This window comes from Paenibacillus sp. sgz302114 (assembly GCF_056120345.1).
In genome coordinates this window covers 109,713-131,267 of sequence record NZ_JBVYOI010000005.1, presented here as the reverse complement: position 1 = coordinate 131,267, position 21,555 = coordinate 109,713, and the positions used below count along the sequence as shown (strand labels likewise).

Here is a 21,555-nt window from a genome sequence, read left to right as displayed (position 1 = left end):
CTACGATCCTTTGACCGAGGGACGCGGAGCTGCCAGCAGCTGCACGCCAAGTGACAGCAGCGTCGCTTCAACGATTGCGCCTGTCCACAGCTCTGTCTCCCAGCCGATTCCGTCCGTTATATGCATCCATGCGAAGTAGAAGCTCCATAGTGCAATCGGCAGCACAGCGCCGACGATTCTTCTCGCCCATTCGCGGTCAGGCTTATCAGCCTTCAGCACACGATAGCAAACATCGCCGAGCAGGCCCGCTCCGAATGCGATAATAATCGACTGGTAGTTCTCAAATCCGTCCAGTACGTTCATCAGCGCCGTAATTAACGTAAAGTGTGCTGTCATGACGCCAATTGGCAGCGTCCAGCGTTTCATGAACAGAAAGACCGGCACCATATATACTAGCGTATTGACGAGGATATAACAGACCCCTCGCACCTCGTTGTTCTCGACGATCATCCCTGATCCGAAGCTGCTTAAATACCAATCAACAGTAGAAGCAGATGGCAAATTATAGCGGAACATCCACGCATACATAAGGAAGAAGCCGACCGCTCCAGTCGTAATAACTAGCGACAGAAACGCAGGTGCGAACTCGCCCCAGCCGGGCTTTATCATCCGCTCATTATGCCATCCTGCACGATACGGGCTCGATGCGATAAGCACGCCGCCGATCAGCAGCATCAGATGCGATGGACTGAGCAAGGCTGCGAGATTCTTCTCAATGCCAAACACAATATGCCAATACATATCGAATAGTCCGCCCAGTAGGAAAATAGCGACGCCGACCAAACCTAGGCCATAGCCAACGGGAGCCGCTTTCACCCAGGGAGCCCCTGTCGCTTGCTTCGAGCGATACAGCAGCCAAGCCATCCACAGCGCCGATGCCATGAAGCCGGAATACAGAATGGCATGCCACGGCGTGAAGAACGTCTCCACAACCCCGTGATTGTGAGCAAACCCATCCACGAATATACCGCCGATGAGCCACATCCCAAATAGAATCGTCAAGTAATCCTTGCCCGTCGTCACTCTGACTGTTCGTGACGCGGTTGATACAGCTACCGGTGCAGCAGAAGCATTCATCAAAGTCCCTCCTAATTAAGGTGCATCATATCCTGTTAGCGCTTACACTCCATTGTACTATGCCAACTCGCTTCTCAACTACTGCCTTATGAAAAAAAGCCGCGCGGTCGTTAACCGGCGGCTTGTTCCCGCTGCTTCCAAACGCCTCTTCGCTCGAGCAAAGCGACGATTGTGACAGCGCCAAATATGGTTAATAGACAGACGAGCGGATAACCGTAGCGTCCGAAGGTAATAAATGGTAGATGTATGAACCAATAATAGAGAAACGGGAGCAGGAGAGGCAGCACGTACTTGTAGCGTCGCTGAAGACCCAGCACGACGATGCCACTGAAGCCGAGCAGCACATAAATCCAGTGCACCACGTTGATTGCCGGCCTCGGCAAGCCTGGAACCGGCTTCGAGTAGAACGGATTCTCGAATAGCTGAATCGATTTGCCTACCGTAAACCAGTATGCATAATCGACCGGCTCATGCGTGAAGCCGTACTTGATGATCCGCTGCGCAGCGAGCTTCTCGGAGCTGTCGCTGCCAGTGAACAGCTTCTCCTTGTACTCCGGATATTGCTCGAAGAACCCTTTTGGCGGCATGGCACGTTCGATCAATGCACCTAGCAGCATCGGATTGCCAGTTGATTTGGTAAAAGGAATAAACTCATGGAACGCCGAGTAATTGCGAATCCACCAAGGGGTCAGCATCAGCATGCTGCATACGCCGATAATCGCCGTATACTTCACCATATCCTTCAGGCTGTAACGCTGCACAAGCCAGATGACTAGGAAGCAGATGGGCAGCAGCGCACATTGCGGCTTCACGTAGCAGGCGATGCCGAGCATGACGCCAGCTATCGCATAAGCGCCCGCCGTCTTGCGCTTAACCGCGTGAATGATGCTGCAAATCAGCAACAAAAAGAGCAGCTTAAACGTCGATTCTGTTAGAATCGCACCTGATGCGAACAAGTTCGGCACGTAGATGGCGTCGAGAATAACGGCAACAACTGCGACGCGCCTGCCAAGCAGCTCGCGAGCGATGGCAAAGATGAGATACAGCGACACGGTCTGCATGAGACATTGCAGCAGGCGGAAACCCATGACGGCCGCATCGCGATCTAGAAACGACATGAAGCCGCTTAGCACGACGGGTATCACAGGCATGATATAGTTGGTCGGATTCATGCCGCTGTTATAAACCAGCGTATGATGCTCCAGCAGCACCTTCGCAGCATAGACGTATTTGACATCGTCATTGTTACGCTTATCGTAGGAGCCGAGCAGGAAGTGATCGCCAAGCGTCAGCACGACGGTCACATGAACGAGGAAAACGACGGCCATCATGATCCATACAAACTTTCGCATGCGTGATGACTCGTTAGTTAAGGAAAACACCGTAAAACTCCCTTTCCAATTTACTGGTATTTTATTAAAGCGACGATTTCTATTATACTATATAAGATTTGGATAAGTGCAAACGGCTGACGCCGTCCTTTCGGCAAAAGCTTACGTTTCGCGGAGAGATTATAAAAATTTGTAAAAGTGAAACTTATAAATTCACTAATGTTAAGTGCAACCCTGATGCATGAAAGCTAGCTTAACTGCTAGATAGCTAGGAAGAAGGAAGGTATACGTTATGAGTTTCCAGCACCGCAGCAGTGATATTCTAGTCATTATTCCAGCTTACAACGAGGAAGATACGCTAGCGAAGACAGTCCAAGAGCTGCAACGGCATACGCCGTATGACTTTATTATCATCGACGACGGCTCCAAGGACCGTACGCCAGATATTATTCGTGAGGAAGGCTTCCCCTCGCTCCGGCATGCCGTCAACCTTGGAATCGGCGGTTCGATGCAAAGCGGCTACCGCTATGCCGACCAGAACGGCTATAAATATGCGATTCAGCTCGATGCCGACGGCCAGCACCGTCCTGCCGACATTGCGAAGCTCGTGGAAGAAATCCAGTCTAGCGGCTATGACATGGTCATCGGCTCGCGATTCGTCGAGCACAGCAGCTATCGGGGCAGCTTCTCCCGCCGCGCCGGCATTCTATACTTCTACTGGCTCATTCGCCTGCTGACAGGCGTTCGCGTCTATGATCCAACTAGCGGCTTTCGCATCGTCGGGCGTAAAGCGATTGAGCTGTTCTCGCGTACGTACCCGACCGATTACCCGGAGGTTGAAGTGCTCGTCAGCCTATCCAAGCGTGGGTTCAAATTGAAAGAAATTAGCGTCGAGATGCGAAATCGCCAAGGCGGCTCGTCCTCCATTAACTGGTCCAAGTCGATCTACTATATGATGAAGGTTACGATGTTCTCGGTTATTCGCAAGAGCTTCTCTTAATCGAAAGAAAGTAAAACGATACATACGAATCGCACGGAAAGGAAAAGGTTCCCTAATCTATGAATCAGCTTGTCGCCATCCTGATTACGCTATTTTTCCTCGGCCTCACCATCTCGTTCACGGTGACGCATAAATTGAAGGATCGCTACGCCTTCCTATGGCTCATCACTGCCATCGCCGGCGTACTCTCTGCGGCTTGCATCCCGCTGCTCAACAGGTTCGCACTATGGCTGGGCATTGGGTACATGCCGACCTTCGTCTTCCTCGTTACGATTATTTTCATCCTGGCGCTCTTAGTGAGACAGACGATGAGCTTATCGAATCAATCGGAGAAGATGAAGAGGCTCACGCAGGAATTCGCCGTCTTGGAGAAGAAGCTGCTCGAGCTGCAGAAGTCTGTGGAAGGACGTGACTCCATATGAACTCGTCTTCCTTCCTGCTCATTCTGGCGAACACGCTTATGCTCGTAACCGGGCAATTCTTATGGAAATACGGGCTGATGCAGCGCGAGAAACCGTTCGAGTCGATTCGTACCATTCTCGAACTGCTCTTCTCCCCTTACATCATCGGCGGTTTGTTTATCTATGGCTGCGCGACGGTGCTCTGGCTGTTCATCGTATCCCGCGTTGACCTCAGCCTTGCTTATCCCATTCAAAGCCTCGCATACATCATCTCGATCTTCGGAGCGTACTACTTCTTCGGGGAGTCTCTGTCGGCTCTGAAGATCGTCGGCTGCCTGCTCATTCTGGCAGGAGTCGCATGTATTGGTCTGTCTGGAAAATATGCTTAAAATGAAAAAAGCACGGCATATTGCCGTGCTTTTGCTATGACTGGCAGGTCGTGGTTCCAACGAAAGCCTCAATAAATGGAAATATCCACTTAGTGAGGGCGATTTCTCTGAATGCACGCTAATAAGTGCGAAAAACCATTTATTTTCGGCTGAATGGACGATTACTCGGGATTAAGCCAGGCCTAAGTGGATATTTGCACTTAATCTCTTTCCACATTACTCAGCTTCGCCGATGCCGCAAGCATCATCCGTGCACACTTGACCATCCTTGCCTGACGACGAAGGATCGAGAATAATAAGCGGCTTCTCTTCCTCCCAGCTCTTGTTCAGCACGTCGAGGAACACATCGCTTTGCTGCGCGCCGGACACGGCATATTTACGATTAACGACGAAGAACGGCACGCCGTTCGCGCCTAGCTGATTTGCTTCCGCACACTCTGCAAGCACTTCCTGCTTGTAAGCACCGCTGTTCAGCGCCGCTTCAAGCGCTTCTGGATCAAGACCGGCATCAGCCGCGATGCCCTTCAGCGTCTCCATCTTCGCAATATGCTTCGAATCGGTAAAGTAAGCCTTGAACAGCAGCTCCGCCACTTCCGTCCGTTTGCCATGCGCCGCCCCAAAATGAATGAGACGATGCGCATCGAACGAATTCGCCGGAATGGCGTGCTCGAAGTTGTACTCGAGGCCAAGCTCCGCCGCCTGCTGCACAAGACCCGCGTGCATCTGGATGGATTGTTCGCGGCTAACGCCGTATTTGCTCGCGACAAGGCCGTACACATCGTGATCCGGGTCCTTCGAAGCATTCGGGTCAAGCTGGAAGCTGCGGTATACAACTTCAACCTCATCTTGATGGGCAAATTGTGCTAGGCCCGCTTCAAAGCGGCGTTTGCCAATATAGCAGAACGGACACATAATGTCCGACCAAATTTCAACTTTCATCACGTTTCAGCTCACTCCTTCTCTCTTGTATCTCCATTATAGACCTCGCCTAGAGGTAAGACAATGTTTGAGAGAGGTTGGAAGACATGATATCGTGCGCCAGCGCTCTGTTCGGGAATCCGCGCTGCAGCAGCTTCAGTCCACCATCCGCGCAGGAGATATGAAGGCATAGCTTGTAGAACCGCATCCTGACCTCATCGAGATCCGTTCGTGCCAAGTAGTGTTCATAGTTCGCGAATCGGAATTGCAGGAAGCTGTGCTCGTGCTCCAGATCGAAAAACTCCGCCCCTTCGATGTCGATCAAATAAGGATCAAGCTGCTCATTCAGTAAAATGTGATCTGGTCCAAGCTCGCTATGGATAAAGCGGTATTCGGTACGAGGGACAATGCTTTCGCGGATTTTGGCGAGCAGCTCGTCCAGCTTCCCCTGCTGCTGCTGAGACAGCTTCGCTTCCTGCGTGAGAGATGCGAGATTCCGCTTCGCATTGTCATGGATGCCGTCTTCGCAGTCGGCAGCCCGGCACCTGTCCGGCTTCCCATCGAGCGTAAGCTGCCCCCAGCTCGTGTGGCGAATCTGATGCAGCTTGCCAAGCAGATCTCGGCAGCCGCCGAATACTTTGTCCCGAATCGCTGTAGATGGATGCTCCATATAGGGCTGTAAATCACCGCCACCGACATACTCCACCAAAGCGTAATCGAACGGATACCGCTCTCGCGATCTGTTCATCGCATAGATCGCAGGTGTCCTTATGCCATGCTCGCGCATGAAGCGATTATTACGGAGGAAGAGCTCTACATCAAAAAAGCGCTGCCCCTCATTCCCCTCTGCCCTCGCTTCTTCGATCTCCTCTTGAAAATAATTGTTCGTGATGTCCCAAATATAGAGCATCAGCGTAAACCCATTCGACGTTCGTACGCGATAGACGATCTTCTGGGCGCCACCATGCATATTCGTAGCTTCTGCCACCGAATAATCGTTTCCAAACGCCTGCCGCAGCTCACTTGTCAGATCGTCCAGCTGAACCTTGCAGTCCCAGCTTTCCCTCTCCTGCATGCCATCACAACTCCTTTGTTAGTTGCTCCCTCGCAAGAACAAACATACCGAAAAACCCGCACGAAATATAGACTGTTTCGAAACCGGATGTTATGATGTTGAGTGAGTTCTTTGTATTTTTAGCCATACGTTTTGGCGCCCTTGTTTCGTAAGCGATACATACCCATACAACAAAACAAAAGCCTTGGAGGACCAATCCCTCCAAGGCTTCTTTATTATGCGCGAATGATGTCTTCGATGCTTGCTAGCTCTTCGCTTGTGAACGACAGATTGTTCAGCGCCGCCACGTTGTCTTCGATCTGGCTGACACGGCTTGCGCCGATCAACGCGGATGTCACGCGTCCGCCGCGTAGCACCCATGCAAGCGCCATCTGCGCCAGCGATTGACCGCGTTCTGCCGCAATCGCGTTCAGCTTGTTCAGCTGCGCCACTCGCTGAGCGTTAACCGCGCTCTCTTGCAGGAAGCCGGTTTTGCTTGCTGCACGCGAATCCGTCGGAATGCTGCCTGTCAAATATTTGTTCGTCAGAAGCCCTTGTGCCAGCGGACAGAAAGCGATGCTGCCTACGCCGTTCTCTTCCAGCACATCCTGCAGGCCGTTCTCGATCCAGCGATCGAACATGTTGTAGCTCGGCTGGTGAATCAGCAGCGGCGTGCCAAGCTGCTTCATTATCTTGATCGCTTCCGCCGATTGCTCAGCGCTGTAGCTGGAGATACCGACATAGAGCGCCTTGCCGGAGCGAACCATATGGTCGAGCGCGCCCATCGTTTCTTCAAGCGGCGTCTCCGGGTCTGGACGGTGCGAATAGAAAATATCAACGTACTCGAGGTTCATCCGTTTCAAGCTTTGCTCAAGGCTTGCGATCAGGTACTTGCGCGAGCCCCACTCGCCGTATGGCCCCGGCCACATGTAATAACCTGCTTTCGAGGAGATGATCATCTCGTCGCGGTATGGTTTAAAGTCCGTCTGCATGATCCGGCCGAACATTTCTTCTGCCGAGCCTGCTGGAGGGCCGTAATTGTTCGCCAGGTCAAAATGCGTAATGCCAAGGTCGAAAGCCCGCGTCAGCATCGCGCGACCGTTCTCATACGTATCCACGCCGCCGAAATTATGCCACAGTCCTAGGGAAATGGCCGGAAGCTTCAGGCCGGAACGCCCAACACGATTGTATTTCATCGACCCGTAACGTTCATTATTTGCCGCATATACCATCTACTATCGCTCCTCTATTGAGTGTACTTGTAGGAAACCTATTAAAGCTTACAACAATTTACAAGGCTGCTCAAGCTTGTCTTGCCGGAATGAGAGGGAGCGTATAAAATTGTGCCGCTCGCACATCGCTTTTGCCGCCGCCGCTGTAAATGACGATAAGCAGCGTCTCTTCCTCCGTCGACACTACGCCTTCTGCGAGGTACTTCTTCAGATTGAACGGCAGCTGCTCAATAACCGCATGCTTTTGCAGCTCCTTCTCGGTCAGGCCAAGCGCTGCGAACTGCTCCGATACATCCTGCGGACGCTCGGCGAGGCGCTGCATCCAGCTGCCGAGTACCTGCTTGTCCATCGTGAAGTCCCACCACACCTTGCGCGGCTTGTAATTATGCTGAAGGAAGTAATCGAGCTTCATGAGTCCAAGCACGACGTCGAGTGTCCACTCTTTGCCATCTTCTGCGGCTTGTATACGGTTATGCTCTTCGGATAGGAACGACCACAGCCGCGAGAACAGATCCTCCAGCTGATGACCGATCTTTTGCCAGCCGCGCCCTTCCCAGAAGTCGCCGAACTGCTGGAAGAAATCGAACGCCGAAGGGAATGCCCGCTCCACAAGGTAGAGCAGCGCATGGTCCATCCTGTGCGCATTCCAGTATTTCTCCAGCACGTCCTCGACTCGCTTGATGCGCACGATGTCCGAGAACGGCATGATGTCATTGCCAAGAATTTCGTAAGGCGCGCGGTCCATATAGATATAGCCGTGCTTCTCCGCATCCAAACGCATCCCTGTGCCGCGAAGCATCTTCAAAAAGCCAAGCTGCAGCTCTTCAGGGCGAAGCTCGAACACGTCATTGAACGTCTTGCGGAAGGAGTCGTAATTCTCATGCGGAAGACCCGCGATTAAGTCCAGATGCTGATCGATCTTGCCGCTCTCCTTGACCTTCATAACGGTACGCGTCAGCTTCGTGAAGTTCTGGCGGCGTTGCACCGCTTCGTTCGTCAAGTCATTGGTCGATTGCACGCCAATCTCGAATCGGAAGATGCCAGGAGGCGCATGCTCTGCCAAATAATCCAGCACCTCTGGGCGCATAATGTCCGCCGTAATCTCGAACTGGAATACGCAGCCGCGATGATTCTCGATAAGGAACTGGAAGATCTCAAGCGCGTAGTCACGCTTAATATTAAACGTCCGGTCCACGAACTTAATCAGCTTCGCACCGGCATCAATTAAGTAGAGAATATCCGACTTCGTCCGCTCCATATCGAAATAACGGACGCCAACCTCGATGCTGGAGAGACAGAACTGGCAGCTGAACGGGCAGCCTCGGCTCGTCTCGAAGTAGACGACACGGCTAGCGAGACGCGGCACATCCTCCGCGAACCGATGCGGTGACGGCAATGTCGCCAGATCCAGCTTCGGACGCGGCGGATTCACTATGATCTCGATTCGTCCGTCCTGATGCTCCTTGCGGTACGCAAGCCCAAAGACGAGATGGAACTTGCATGTGCTGGACAGCTCTGTCAGCAGATGGTGGAACGTCTCTTCCCCTTCGCCGACGACGATATAATCGACCTGCGGCAGCCGCTCCAGCCAGAACGGCGTGTCGTAGCTCACTTCTGGACCGCCGAGCACGATTTTGATGCCTGGCTTTATTTTGCGGAGCATGTCGATGACCGTGATCGTCTCTTCAATGTTCCAGATGTAACAGGAGAAGCCGACCACATCGGCATTTCTCGCATACAAATCCGCGACGATGTTCATCGCTGGATCCTTGATCGTATATTCTGCAATATCGATATCAAAATCTTTCTCGCTGTACGCCTTCAAGCAGCGCAAAGCAAGCGAGGTATGAATAAATTTAGCGTTAAGCGTCGCCAATACGACTTTCATATTCGTCATTCCTTCACCAATCTTAGATAGAAACCATTCCTATATTGTAACGAACTTGATGGCAAAAAAGAAGAGCAGCTCCGTTCCCACGTGGGAATCAGCTACTCTTCCGTCTTTACGCGCGTACTTTCACGAACACTTTCTCTTTGCCTTGGAACTCAATAACCGGGAAACGCACTCGCCACTTGCCGTTGCCCTCATTCGTAACTTCGCCTGCAGCAAAGCCGCGCGGCTCGAAGCTGAACACTTGGTCGTAGTAGACCGTCAGCTGGATTTTATCATCCGGAAGCATACGGCGAAGCTCATAGCCGGTATTAATCGCCCAGAGGCGGAAATCCTGACTCGATTCATCACCATATACCATATAGAAGCTAGGCTCAATAACCGAATTAATAACGAGCCAGCCTTCCGCATCGCGCTTCACGTCGAACTGCTTCAGCTCTGTCGTGCCTTGCGACGTCTGGATAGCAGAGAATTGATCCTCCATCAGCTCGCGAATCTTGTCGGTCGAAGCGCCTGCAAGCGAAGCGGGCAGCTCCTGCGGCAGAAACTCGATCTTTGCCGGTGGGCTGTCTTCCAAATCATACAGCAGCATCTGAATGTTCAGCGATGAGATTGCAAAGTTCAGATCCGCTTGCGTCGCATCAATACCGGACGATGTGATGCCGATCAGCTGTCCATAATCGTTGAACAAGCCGCCACCCGAGCTGCCGTGGTCGATCGGCGCACTGATCTGGTAGAGCTGTGCCGAGTCAAAGATGATGTTGCTGATCACACCGTCCGACACCGTATTTTGAAAGCCAAGCGGGCTGCCGATTGCGACGACATGGTCGCCTTTATAAGCGGAGAAGCCGATCTCAACTGGAGCAATGCCAATCGGCGTCTTTGTTTGAATAATAGCTAAATCGGAAACTTTGTCGTAGCCAACAAGGCCCTGAATATCTATATCTTTGCCATTCAATGTAGTAATACTGCCTTCCGATGCGCCTTGCATCACGTGGTAATTCGTGAGGATCTCGTTCTCACCGACAACCACGCCGCTGCCTTGGGCAATATCGGTATTAATCATGACGACTTTGCTGTCATTCTTCGCGACGATCTGCTTCGTTGTCAGAACGACAGGCGCTTTCTCCTGCTCCTTCTGCTCGGCAGCTTCCTGCGCTTTCTTCGTAATCGCTTCAATCGAAGTAATACGAATGGAACGGTTTGCTGCCAGCTGAACGTCTGCACCAAGCGCCTCCGCTACGAAACGAAGCGGGACCATTGTGGCGCCACCGATCTGCTGCGGAGCCTGTGCAAGCGTGATCGTCTTCCCGTTCTGCACTGCTTTCTTCGAACCTAGCTGTAGAGAGATCGTCGTACGACCTTTCACAATGAAGATCGTCTTCGTCGTTGCTTCCCATGTCACGCTTGCCTGAAGGCTGCCAAAAACCGAACGCATCGGGACAAACGTTGTCCCATTGATCTGTTGAGCTGCCGGGTTAAGGGCGAGCTTCTTGCCGTCCAGGACGACTGTATATGTAGTCGATTGAGCTTTTGCGACCGCAGTCGTTGCTTTAGTCGTTGCAGTTGCAGCTGAAGCCGTGCCAGATGCCCCGATAAACGGTGATAGAATAAGACCTGCGGATATTACGGATAGCAATAGGTTGCTCTTCCATTTATTTGTCCATTTCACGCTGTAGGTTCCTCCAATAATCTCCCAAATCTTACATCTCTCTCTCGTAATCGTAACACTCGCAATCTTCTTTGTCTATGAAATGCATGTGAAGAAAATAATAGAAAAAGGGCTCTACTGCTGCTTAAATTCGGTAGGAGTCAGACCTGTTTCTTCTTTGAAATTACGCGAAAAGTAATGAACGCTGGCATAGCCGAGGCGTTCTGCGATCACTTCCATCTTCTCGCCGCTCAGCAAGTAATATTTGGCTTTGCGGATGCGTTCGGAGATGAGATACTGCTTCGGACTTTCGCCGGTGCATTTTCGAAAAAGCGATGAGAAATAGATCACGTGATAGCCGCACAGCGCTGCGAGCTCATTCACGGTCCAGTTCTTCTCTGGCTGTTTGTTGATCGCCGACAAGGCGGGATCAATCTTGCTCTGCTCCAGCGACCTTGGGCGCTTCGTCAGCTGGTTGCGGACAATGGCAGCGAGCAGCTCCGTCATGAGTGCGCGAAGGACAACCCTGAAGCCGGGCTGTTCGTTCAAATATTCGTTGACGATGCGCATGAGAATCGGCTCGAGACCGGGCAGCGTGAAGAAAGGCGGCAGCTCTAGCCGTTCATTGTTATCGATCTCAAGCTTGTAGCTAGCGCGGGTGCTCGCTTGAAGCGCTTCCTCGCTGCATGCTTCTATTGAATAAGCAGGGTGAACTGACGCCAGCGACTCCTGGATGTAGGCAAAATGAATGCCGATGAAAACCGCATCGCTCTTGACTGTGATTTTGTGCGGACAATGCGGTCCATACAGCGCGCTATCTCCAGCATGAAGCGTGTATTGCTCTTGACCGATGCGCACTTCGGCCTCGCCGGATAATAAGCAGAACAACTGGTAGTCCGGAATGATGCGCGGCCCCCACTGCTCAGCGGCAGGCACTTCCGCATGGCTCGCAAAATTCACTGTCGGCTGCAGGTCATCCATGGCGCCTAGCACGATATCTGGATATGGATACGGAGGCTCTTGGGGCATACGGCTGAACCACCTCAATTAGCAGGATATTTGAAAAAGCAGGATATTTGAAAAGTGCAAAGCCCTGTTTCGTATCTGTAAATACACCGCTTACAATCTACGTTATGCTTAGCACATGGAGTTGAAGGCATAAGGCAAGGTACAAACGATAACACGTTAAAACGCAATGGGCAATACGCAATTCGCAAGCAATCTACTTAATTATAGGGGGAATGGTTTCTATGCTAAGTCAAGCACAAATTGCAGAGTTTGAAAACAACGGTTTTTTAAAAGGTGATGTCGTACTGAGCGACGCCGAAGTCGAGGAGCTTCGCGAAGAGCTCGATAAAGTAATGAACGGTGAAACAGTGAAGAAGCCTGTGCTGAACCATAATATGCTGGGCTCTGATTCCCCTTATGACAATATGAAAATGGTCGCAAGCGCGAAAGTCGTCCAAATCGTTAATATATGGCTAGCCAGCGACCGGTTCCTGCAGCATGCAGGACATCCGACTATCTGCGAAGAAGTGGCTCAGCTGTGCCATTCCAACTCGCTGCGCATCTGGCATGATCAAATTCAATATAAACCGCCGATTACTGGCGGACCAACGGCATGGCATCAGGATCACCCTCTGTGGCCGATCATCCAGCCTGCCGACCTCGTCAGCGCATGGGTCGCGCTTGATGATGCCGTCATCGAGAACGGCTGCATGTGGATGGTGCCCGGCAGCCATAAGTGGGGCAACCACCAGCGCTACCTGTCCAGCACGAAGGAGTTCAAGCCGTTCCACAAGCAGCCGGAAATGCTGCCGAACAACGCGAACGTGGAAGCTGTGCCGTTCGAGATCAAAAAAGGCCAAGTGGGCTACCACCACTGCCTGACTTGGCACGGCAGCCCGCACAACCGCTCCGAGATGAAGCGCCGCGCCATCGCTGTTCACTACATGCCGGGCCACACTCGCTACGAGCCGATCGGCGAGCACGTCATGCTCTCGTATGTCAACGTTAAGCCGGGCGAGCTGCTCGTTGGCGATCATTTTCCAGAGGTGTACCGGAAGCAAGGGGTTCAGGTATAGGTTGTTGGATTGTGCTCAGAGCCGCGCGGAATGCGCGGCTTTTTGTTTTGTCTAGTACCTGTCTTCCCGACTCTCAGCTACCACCTCTCCCAGTCTCCTGCGCCAATAGAGGCTATTTCCTCTCTCGGATCACCATTCCCATCATTTCATACATTGAAAGAGGCTTTATCCTCTCTCAGCGAAATTGTAAAATGAGCGCCACCACACAAGCCAGTTAGTCTTTCTCTTTCGACGCTGAGAGATCATATAGGCTCTCTCGGGCGATTTTCCGCGGTTTTTAGCCCCCGCCATTTGTGCGCAATCGCTTCTTTCGGTATAGTAGATGCGATAACCAATTCGGATCGTACTAGGAGCGTAGATAGATGAATAAGAAACATTCAGCAAGACCGCCGAAACAGCAGCAGTCCCCACGTGCGGGAAGCGCTTCGCGGAGTGTGCCTGCAGCGCCGGCACAGCCGCAGCAAAGCAGCGGACGCGCGCAAGGGCAAACGCAGCGGACAGCCGCGCAAGCGCCCCGTCAATACGGCAAATCCGCGGCCGCAGGTCCGGGCAACCGGCGACCAGCCGCAGCTCAGCCGCAAGGCAACGCCAAGTCTGCACGACGCCCTGCTCCAACCCAACGACCGGCAGCGTCAGCGCCAAGCAAAAGCTATGAAGTGCAGGAGCAGATGGAGCTGCTCACCTTCCTGCTGCAAGAGGTGAAGGGCGAAGGACGCAACGCAATCAAAGCGATGCTGAGCCGCGGGCAGATTGCCGTGAGCGGCACACCGCAGAAAGTGTACAATTACTTGCTGCAGCCGGGGCAAACAGTGACGGTGTCGAAGGAGCGTATTATTGAGACTCCACCGCTCATCGGTCTCACGATCCTCTATGAGGATGCCGATGTCATCGTCGTCATTAAAGAAGCCGGCCTCTTGTCCATCGCTACCGATCAGGAGCCCGAGCTCACCGCCTATCGGCAGCTGACGGCACACGTTCGTGCCAGCAATCCAAGTGGACGTATCTTCGTCGTTCACCGTCTAGACCGTGATACTTCAGGTGTCATGATGTTCGCCAAGAGCGAGAGCGTACAGCAGCAGCTGCAGACGACATGGCAAGATACGGTCAAGGAACGCACCTACATTGCGCTCGTCGAGGGTAAAGTAAGGAAGCAAGAAGACACGATCTCCTCTTACCTCAAAGAAAGCAAGACGCTCAAAATGTACTCCACTTCGAACCAGCCTGACGCCCAGCACGCTGTCACGCATTATAAGGTATTGGAGCAAAACAGCCATTTTTCACTGCTTGAGGTGTCTCTCGAAACCGGACGAAAGAATCAAATCCGCGTGCATATGGAAGACATCGGTCATCCGATCGTCGGCGACAAGAAGTACAGCTCCCGATCCAAAGCGCTGAACCGCCTTGGCCTGCATGCCCGTGTGCTTGCATTCGTGCATCCGACAACCGGCAAGCTGGTCCGCTTCGAGTCTGACATTCCGCGTGCGTTCTTCCAGCCCTTCAAAGAAGGCTTTACTCGAAAATAACAAGGAGGCAGCTTGGGCATGTCCAAAGCAGACAACATGCTGGCCATTCTATGGCTGCTCAAAACGAATAAACGCATGACCGCCAAGCAGCTGGCTGAAGCGCTCGAAATGCACATCCGCACCGTATATCGCTACATTGATGCGCTGTGCGCGAGCGGCGTTCCGATAGTCGCCGATGCGGGACATAACGGCGGCTACAGCCTGCTTGAGCACTTTAAGGAATCCCCGCTTTTCTTCGACCTCGATGAGCAGAAAGCGCTCGTTCAAGCTGCGCTTTTCGCGGAGGAAGCGGGTTATCCCTACACGGATGTGCTCAAGCGAGCCATAACGAAGCTGAAACGCTACACGAATGAGGAACAGCGCAGCGAGCTCGACCGACATCTATCCGGCTTTGAGGTCATAAACGCAGAAGCACACACAAGCATCAGCATCGAACCTCTCCTAAAGCAGCTGGAACAAGCCGTCGCAAGCTGCAGTACACAGCTCATTGCCTACCAGAAAGGCTTCGGTATGGATGTTGAGCAGCGCCGCATTAATCCATACGGTCTCATCCACTGGCGGGGCAAATGGTACATGATTGCCTTCTGCCATCTCCGCGAAGACCTCCGCAGCTTTCGAGTTGACCGCATTCAGACAATCACCGGGTCGGATGATCGCTACGAGCGCCCTGTCGACTTCTCGGCACGCGACTACCTCAGGCAGAACATGAAGCCATGGCTGACAAGCGACGAGCCGCTCGTACGTGTTGTCATTAAAGGACACCCGCGCGCATTGGAAGCACTGACAGAGCATTGGCTGTTCAATGATTCTTTGATTGAGCGCATGAGTGATGAGGCACATTTTATGATGGATGAGAAATCGCTGCTAACTTATATCCCCCACCATCTGCTCGGCTACGGTATGCGCATTCAAGTACAGGAGCCGCCAATGCTCCGCGAGCATCTGATCGAGCTAATGACAAAACTGCTCGTTTATTATCAAGATCCGACAAATTTCGATAAATGAAGAAATTGTAAAGAAGCGTGAGAAAACGAGAGAAAACAAGGTAAAACCTTCTCGTTTTCACTATATTTTGATTTTTCTGAATATTTACTTAATAGGCGAATTGCCTGTACACTAAGGTCAGATCAAACAAGACGCACTCGCTACTCAAACTGAGGGAAACCAAGGAAACCGGCAAACGAGCGAGGGGCTCTAATGATCAACCAGCTTAAACCAGTTCTAACAGAGAGGGGATAGTCCATTGAAATAGGTTAGCGAAGTATGTCCCCTATTAATTCGGAAAGGAGTATCCGGTTTAGTGATTCTGGGACATGCGGGATCATGATTAAGGACAAAGACGACGGATATATTCGGATCGCTAGGTTACATCGCGATAATGCAAAGCAACACCCGAAAATGTAAGGTAACAACAAATACGAAAATGTAAAGCAACGGCAGTTGTTTGAAGTGAATGGAGTGCAGGTTACAATTGAATAGTAATAGTGAGTATCGATAGGGATTTCGGTTGTCTTAGACAAGCGGGATCCCTATTATACTGTTTTCTTGCAAGCACCGATGCCCCCGATCTGTTTCTTCTTCCCCATCACCACCACTTATCTAGCCGACCACAGCATTACGCTGTTACTTACGACTCTGAGACTCATTCACCTCCCTTCTCTCTGAATAAATCATTCCGCCCTATGCCCTGTATAGAGAAGAACCGGTGCCCAGGCTCCGGTTTTTTTGGGTTTGACACGAGAACTGAATTTGATTATCATCTAATTAGATAAACATTAAATTATAGTCCGATTAACGAGATGAAAGGCAGGTCTCTGCTATGATGCAGCTCGACAAAATTGTCAATTACCACAAGGCACTGGCTGATCCCACCCGAGTTCGGATTTTGATTCTGCTGTCGGAGGGCGAGCTGACCGGGCAAACATTAGCAGAGAAGCTCTGCCTCTCTCCCGCTACGATTACCCATCACGCCGCCAAGCTGCGTGCTGTCAGCTTAATTCATGAACGGCGCGACAAGAACGCGATCTATTTCTCGCTGGACCGCTATTTTTTGAAGCAATATGAAGGCTCTCTCCAGTCTATTCTGGCGAAGCCAAGCGAAAATACGACCGAAGCAAAGGAGCTAGAAACGATGGATGAGAAGAACGAGCGGCTGAAGCAGTCCGTCCTGCGCAATTTTATGACGGCAGACGGCAAGCTGAAGCATATTCCGGCGCAGTTGAAGAAGAAAAGAATCGTGCTGGAGCATCTTGCGGAGCAGCTGCAGGAAGGCCGCAAATATACGGAGAAAGAACTGAACGCGTTCATTCAGCAGTACCATGCCGACTTCGCGACGATTCGCCGGGAATTCATCATGCACGCTTACTTGTATCGTGAACAAGAGGTCTATGAACGGAATCCGCTTGAAATGTGGGAACGCTGGGAGACATTATCTTAAGCCAAATGAAATGGAGGCACCGATCACAATGAGCCATTCGACCTCGAGTATTGCAAAAACACCTGAACCACCTTACTATGCCGTCATTTTCACCTCTGAGCGTACAGATGGCGATAACGGCTACGGCGCGATGGCGGATCGCATGGTTGAGCTTGCCAGCGGTCAACCGGGCTTCCTCGGCGTGGAGAGCGCGCGGGATAGCAGCGGCGTCGGCATCACCGTCTCTTACTGGGATTCACTCGAAGCGATCAAGAGCTGGAAAGAGAATCCGCTCCATCTCGGTGCTCAGCGCAAAGGACAGACGGACTGGTATGCGGCATACGGCGTGCGAATTAGCCGCGTGGAACGGCAATACTTTCTCTAAACAAACAAGGGCCGCCCCACAATCCGGATTCTCTCGAACCCGATCGGGGCAGCCCTTTTTGATATGTTACTCGTTCGTAACGCTGTTTTCCTTCAAGATAACGTCATGAGCGCCGCCTTCAACGATGCTTGTCGCCGATACAAGCGTGATGCGGGCATTCTTCTGCAGCTCCGCAATTGTCAGCGAGCCGCAGTTGCACATCGTCGATTTGATCTTGTGGATCGTCTTGCCGAGGTTCTCTTGCAGGCTTCCCGCGTATGGCACGTAGGAGTCTACGCCTTCCTCGAACATCAGACCCGCCTTGCCGCCAGTGTCATACCGCTCCCAATTTCGCGCACGGTTCGAGCCTTCGCCCCAGAACTCTTTCACGAAATTGTTGCCCACCTTCAGCTTCCGCGTCGGGCTCTCGTCGAACCGCGCGAAATATCTGCCCATCATAACGAAGTCCGCGCCCATTGCCAGCGCAAGCGTGATGTGGTAATCGTGAACGATACCGCCGTCCGAACAAATTGGAACGTAAATGCCCGTCTGTTCGAAGTATTCGTCACGCGCAGCCGCAACTTCGATAAGCGCCGATGCTTGTCCGCGGCCGATACCCTTCTGTTCCCGCGTAATACAGATTGAGCCGCCGCCGATGCCTACTTTGATGAAGTCCGCGCCTGCCTCGACCAGATAAAGGAAGCCTTCGCGGTCAACGACGTTACCTGCGCCGATCTTCACATCAAAGTTCGATTTCACATATTGAATCGTACTCTGCTGCCACTCCGAATAGCCGTCCGAAGAATCAATGACAAGCACGTCTGCTCCTGCCGCAACAAGCGCCGGTACGCGCTCTTCATAGTCCTTCGTGTTAATACCCGCGCCAACGACGTAGCTCTTGTTGGAATCGAGCAGCTCAGACGGATTCTCTTTGTGCTCGTCATAGTCTTTGCGGAATACGAGATAATCGAGGTTATTCGCTGCATCCACAACAGGCAGACAATTCAGCTTATGATCCCAGATGAGGTCATTTGCTTCCGACAGCGTAATGCCGGACTTCCCATAAATGAGCTTCTCGAACGGCGTCATGAAATCACTTACCAGCTTCGAGAGCGAATCCCGGCTGAGCCGGTAGTCACGGCCTGTGACGATGCCGAGCAGCTTGCCATTCGCTGTACCGTCGCTTGTAATGGCTACAGTCGAGTGGCCTGTCCGTTCCTTAAGCTCCAGCACGTCACTTAGCGTATGGCTTGGCGTCAAGTTCGAGCGGCTGACAACGAAACCTGCCTTATAGCTCTTCGCCTTGCGCACCATTGCCGCTTGGCCCTCTACACTCTGGGAGCCGAAGATGAACGAAATACCGCCGCTGCGCGCGAGCGCAACCGCCATCCGATCATCAGATACGGCCTGCATGACTGCCGATGAGAACGGGATATTGAGCGAATACGCCGGCTTCTCGCCTTTCTTGAATTTGACAATCGGGGTTTTAAGCGTGACGTTGGAAGGATTGCACGCCTTCGTCGTTAAATTCGGCACCAGCAGAAATTCACTAAAGGTGCGGGATGGTTCCATGTAATAGTGTGCCAAAACATACGCCTCCGATCGATTCACGTTGATAAATTTTTACAAGCATATCACAGCGTATAAAAACAAGCAATGCACCTTTTTCTACTTTTACTTCATTGCCGTATTCAAGAGCGTTATCGCTTTGTTCCGTTGCGGATCATCCACGTTAAATTTATCCGAGAGCCGGCTAACCATATGGTAAGCCGTCCTATCGTTCACTACGCCGGTCACAGCTAGCTTCTCATTCGATTGGAACGCGCGCACTGCATTCTCAGTATCTGCGTTAAAAATACCAATGCTCGTGCCAACATTGTAGCTGAGCACTTGGAGCATCTTTTGCACGGTTACCACTTGATCTCCGTAATCGCCGGCTTTCAGCTTGAGGCCAACCGGCAGTCTCGGAAGCATCGTATAATCCGGAGCGGCCACCAAGGCCGTTGGATCGATGCCCTTTTTATGAATCCAGCTCCCCTTAGGCGTACGCCACTGCGCTTCGGTTAGCTTCAGCACGGAGCCATCCTTCAACTGGCGGAAGTTCTGAACTATGCCTTTGCCAAAAGTCTTCTCGCCAACCACCTGCGCGCCTGCATCCTCTTTGAGCGCTGCCGTCAGCACCTCTGCGGAGCTTGCCGTGTGTGCATCGACGAGAATGGCAATCGGCAGCTTCCACGGTTCTTTCTGGCTTGAGGTATGGGTAATGACATGCTTCTCGTCTTTATAGACGACTTGAACGATTGTTTGCCCTTTCGGCACAAACCGGTTCGCAATTGTAATCGTCGGATCAAGCAGACCGCCCGGGTTGCCGCGCAGATCAAGCAGCAGCGACTTCATGCCTTTCTTCTGCAGCGCTTCGATCGCCGCTGCGAACTCCTCCGCCGTCTTCTCTGCGAAACGGCTGATCGTAATCTCGCCAATACCGCCTTGCTTCATCTCGTAAGCTACGGTCAGCATCGGAACAGCGCCGCGAGGTATCGTCATATCGATTGTCCCGTTCGTCCCTTCCCGTCGGACGGAGACCTTCACCTTCGTGCCCTCTTCACCTTGCAGCAGAGCCTTCAGACCGGCAAGCTCGATCCCGCTCGTCCGCTTGCCCTCAATGGTAACGAACGTATCGCCAGCTTTCAGCTGGGACTTGTCCGCTGGCGTTCCTTTAATGATTTTATCAATAATAAACTCGCCGTCTTCTTCACGAATTTCCACGCCGATTCCGACAAAATGATCCTCATACGACTGAACGAACTGCTCGCCCTTCTCGCCGGTCATATAGACGGAATACGGATCACCGAGCGAGGCGACCATCCCTTCGGCCGCGCCGTCTACAAGCGACTTCGCTTCTGCGCCGTTCAAGTATTGACTCATAATTTCGTTGTACGCGTAAGATAAGTTCTTAAACGCCGCCTCTTTCATCACGGGATACTGAATCAGCATACTGATTCTTCCTCCTGCAAACCCTGCCGTAACTGCGATAACGAGAACGATGGCTAACGTTATCCTCCGGCGCTGCTTAACTGCTTGCTCACCATAAACACTCATGCCAACACCTCTTCCAAAATGAACCTGTAACTCACTCTATCGCATTCAGGCAACCGTCGCAAGTTCATGTACCAAAGGAAAAAGGCGCCCGTGTAGCCGGAACGCCTTTCATTAAAGTTTAGTTATTGACTTCTTCTAGAGTGCGATAGTCTCCGTCTGAAGATTGAGCCAAGCGCGTTCCGCATCCGAGAGGATGACAGGCAAAGCTTTGAGACTGTCTTCCAGCTCGGACGGCTGCTGCGGTCCGACGATCGCAGCGACCGGGAACGGCTGATTCAGCACATAAGCGAGCGCAATATGATTCGCGGTTACGCCGTACTTCTCGGCCAGCACCGACGCTCTGCGTTTACGCTCCCAGTTCTCCTCGCTGTAATTGACACGAACCATTTCTGCATCCTCACGGTTCTCCGGGGAATAACGGTTCGTGAAGAAGCCGCCGGATTGCGATGACCAGGAGAAAATCGGCAGCTGCGATTTCTCATGCCAAGCTTCGTCCTCGGCAGTCGTCGATACGCAGCCAGCCCAGCGCGCTTCGTTCGGCCTTGCCAGCGCCAGGTTCGGGCTGCTGCATGCGAAGCCCGTCATGCCATGCTTCGCCGCGTAAGCATTGGCTTCCTGAATCCGTGCGACGCTCCAGTTGGATGCGCCAATCGAACGGCAGCGCCCTGCGGCGATCTGTTCGTTCAGCCCTTCCAAAATATAGCCGACATTAACGTTCGGATCGTCGCGATGAAGCATGTACATATCCATATAATCCGTCATGAGCCGATCGAGCGATTCGACTAAATCGCTTTCAATGCATGTTTTCGTCATCCGCGATTGCTCGTACGGATGCGCTCCTTTGCCGATGATGACGATATCGCTGCGATTGCCACGCGCTTCCATCCATAGTCCAATCGCGCGAGCGGAGCTTTCGCCGTAAATATGTCCCGTATCGATCGCGTTGCCTCCGACTGCGATAAAAGCGTCAAGCAGTCCGGAAGAGTAGTCCATCCGATTCTTATCCAGCATCATAGAGCCATGCACCAACTGGGTAACGCCCTGTTCGATGCCTGCTACGGCAATTCGTTTCATCGGTTCTGCACTCCTTCATATCGTTATATTGCTCATTATAGTAGAGGATTT

Annotated in this window: 19 protein-coding genes; 8 read left to right on the top strand and 11 right to left on the bottom strand. The window is 52.2% G+C overall.

Annotation, left to right across the window (positions count from 1 at the left end; genetic code table 11):
• Positions 1–1,077, bottom strand: coding sequence for a hypothetical protein (locus tag AC0LWF_RS15065; RefSeq protein ID WP_474652356.1), 1,077 nt, complete (start codon positions 1,075–1,077; stop codon positions 1–3).
• 110 nt (positions 1,078–1,187) lie between these two features.
• Positions 1,188–2,429, bottom strand: a complete 1,242-nt coding sequence (locus AC0LWF_RS15060) for a glycosyltransferase family 39 protein (RefSeq protein ID WP_474652355.1) — start codon at positions 2,427–2,429, stop codon at positions 1,188–1,190.
• Between the two features lie 271 nt (positions 2,430–2,700).
• Here AC0LWF_RS15060 and AC0LWF_RS15055 point away from each other — a divergent pair, with 271 nt between their 5' ends.
• From AC0LWF_RS15055 to AC0LWF_RS15045, 3 genes are read left to right on the top strand one after another with little or no spacing between them, the layout of a single operon-like run.
• Positions 2,701–3,408: a glycosyltransferase family 2 protein gene (locus tag AC0LWF_RS15055; protein WP_474652354.1), complete on the top strand. Its 708-nt coding sequence runs from the start codon at positions 2,701–2,703 to the stop codon at positions 3,406–3,408.
• Between the two features lie 59 nt (positions 3,409–3,467).
• Positions 3,468–3,830 carry a DUF2304 domain-containing protein gene (locus AC0LWF_RS15050; RefSeq protein ID WP_474652353.1) on the top strand — a complete coding sequence of 121 codons (363 nt, stop codon included), beginning with the start codon at positions 3,468–3,470 and terminating at the stop codon, positions 3,828–3,830.
• Positions 3,827–4,198 (top strand): EamA family transporter, encoded by a 372-nt coding sequence (locus AC0LWF_RS15045; protein WP_090576423.1) that lies wholly within the window; start codon positions 3,827–3,829, stop codon positions 4,196–4,198. Before AC0LWF_RS15050 ends, AC0LWF_RS15045 begins: the two co-directional genes overlap by 4 nt.
• A 216-nt stretch (positions 4,199–4,414) precedes the next feature.
• Here AC0LWF_RS15045 and AC0LWF_RS15040 read toward each other — a convergent pair whose 3' ends face one another.
• The 6 genes from AC0LWF_RS15040 to AC0LWF_RS15015 form a co-directional block, all read right to left on the bottom strand.
• Complete coding sequence (locus tag AC0LWF_RS15040) at positions 4,415–5,137, bottom strand: DsbA family oxidoreductase (RefSeq protein ID WP_474652629.1); 723 nt, start codon at positions 5,135–5,137, stop codon at positions 4,415–4,417.
• Between the two features lie 49 nt (positions 5,138–5,186).
• The gene (locus AC0LWF_RS15035; RefSeq protein WP_474652352.1) at positions 5,187–6,191 is read right to left on the bottom strand and encodes a phosphotransferase; all 1,005 of its coding nucleotides are present in this window, start codon (positions 6,189–6,191) and stop codon (positions 5,187–5,189) included.
• A gap of 215 nt (positions 6,192–6,406) precedes the next feature.
• Positions 6,407–7,402, bottom strand: a complete 996-nt coding sequence (mgrA, locus tag AC0LWF_RS15030; RefSeq protein ID WP_474652351.1) for an L-glyceraldehyde 3-phosphate reductase — start codon at positions 7,400–7,402, stop codon at positions 6,407–6,409.
• A gap of 70 nt (positions 7,403–7,472) precedes the next feature.
• Positions 7,473–9,290 carry a B12-binding domain-containing radical SAM protein gene (locus AC0LWF_RS15025; RefSeq protein ID WP_474652350.1) on the bottom strand — a complete coding sequence of 606 codons (1,818 nt, stop codon included), beginning with the start codon at positions 9,288–9,290 and terminating at the stop codon, positions 7,473–7,475.
• A gap of 115 nt (positions 9,291–9,405) precedes the next feature.
• Positions 9,406–10,965, bottom strand: a complete 1,560-nt coding sequence (locus tag AC0LWF_RS15020) for a stalk domain-containing protein (RefSeq protein ID WP_474652349.1) — start codon at positions 10,963–10,965, stop codon at positions 9,406–9,408.
• A 114-nt stretch (positions 10,966–11,079) separates the two neighbouring features.
• Positions 11,080–11,973 carry an AraC family transcriptional regulator gene (locus AC0LWF_RS15015; protein ID WP_474652348.1) on the bottom strand — a complete coding sequence of 298 codons (894 nt, stop codon included), beginning with the start codon at positions 11,971–11,973 and terminating at the stop codon, positions 11,080–11,082.
• Positions 11,974–12,194: 221 nt separating this feature from the next.
• Here AC0LWF_RS15015 and AC0LWF_RS15010 point away from each other — a divergent pair, with 221 nt between their 5' ends.
• The 5 genes from AC0LWF_RS15010 (at position 12,195) to AC0LWF_RS14990 (ending at position 17,352) form a co-directional block, all read left to right on the top strand.
• The gene (locus AC0LWF_RS15010; RefSeq protein WP_090576442.1) at positions 12,195–13,028 is read left to right on the top strand and encodes a phytanoyl-CoA dioxygenase family protein; all 834 of its coding nucleotides are present in this window, start codon (positions 12,195–12,197) and stop codon (positions 13,026–13,028) included.
• A 362-nt stretch (positions 13,029–13,390) separates the two neighbouring features.
• Entirely contained in the window at positions 13,391–14,551 is a 1,161-nt protein-coding gene (locus AC0LWF_RS15005; RefSeq protein ID WP_474652347.1) for an RluA family pseudouridine synthase, read from the top strand.
• Positions 14,552–14,569: 18 nt separating this feature from the next.
• Positions 14,570–15,556: a helix-turn-helix transcriptional regulator gene (locus tag AC0LWF_RS15000; protein ID WP_474652346.1), complete on the top strand. Its 987-nt coding sequence runs from the start codon at positions 14,570–14,572 to the stop codon at positions 15,554–15,556.
• 817 nt (positions 15,557–16,373) lie between these two features.
• On the top strand, positions 16,374–16,988 hold the full coding sequence (locus AC0LWF_RS14995; protein WP_474652628.1) for a DUF2087 domain-containing protein: 615 nt from the start codon (positions 16,374–16,376) through the stop codon (positions 16,986–16,988).
• A 28-nt stretch (positions 16,989–17,016) separates the two neighbouring features.
• Complete coding sequence (locus tag AC0LWF_RS14990; RefSeq protein WP_474652345.1) at positions 17,017–17,352, top strand: antibiotic biosynthesis monooxygenase family protein; 336 nt, start codon at positions 17,017–17,019, stop codon at positions 17,350–17,352.
• Between the two features lie 66 nt (positions 17,353–17,418).
• Here AC0LWF_RS14990 and AC0LWF_RS14985 read toward each other — a convergent pair whose 3' ends face one another.
• From AC0LWF_RS14985 to AC0LWF_RS14975, 3 genes are all read right to left on the bottom strand, one after another.
• Entirely contained in the window at positions 17,419–18,918 is a 1,500-nt protein-coding gene (locus AC0LWF_RS14985) for an IMP dehydrogenase (protein ID WP_474652344.1), read from the bottom strand.
• 87 nt (positions 18,919–19,005) lie between these two features.
• A complete protein-coding gene (locus AC0LWF_RS14980) occupies positions 19,006–20,430 on the bottom strand; it encodes a S41 family peptidase (RefSeq protein ID WP_474652343.1) in 1,425 nt (474 codons plus the stop codon).
• 135 nt (positions 20,431–20,565) lie between these two features.
• The gene (locus tag AC0LWF_RS14975) at positions 20,566–21,504 is read right to left on the bottom strand and encodes an aldo/keto reductase (protein WP_474652342.1); all 939 of its coding nucleotides are present in this window, start codon (positions 21,502–21,504) and stop codon (positions 20,566–20,568) included.
• Between the last annotated feature and the right edge of the window lie 51 nt (positions 21,505–21,555).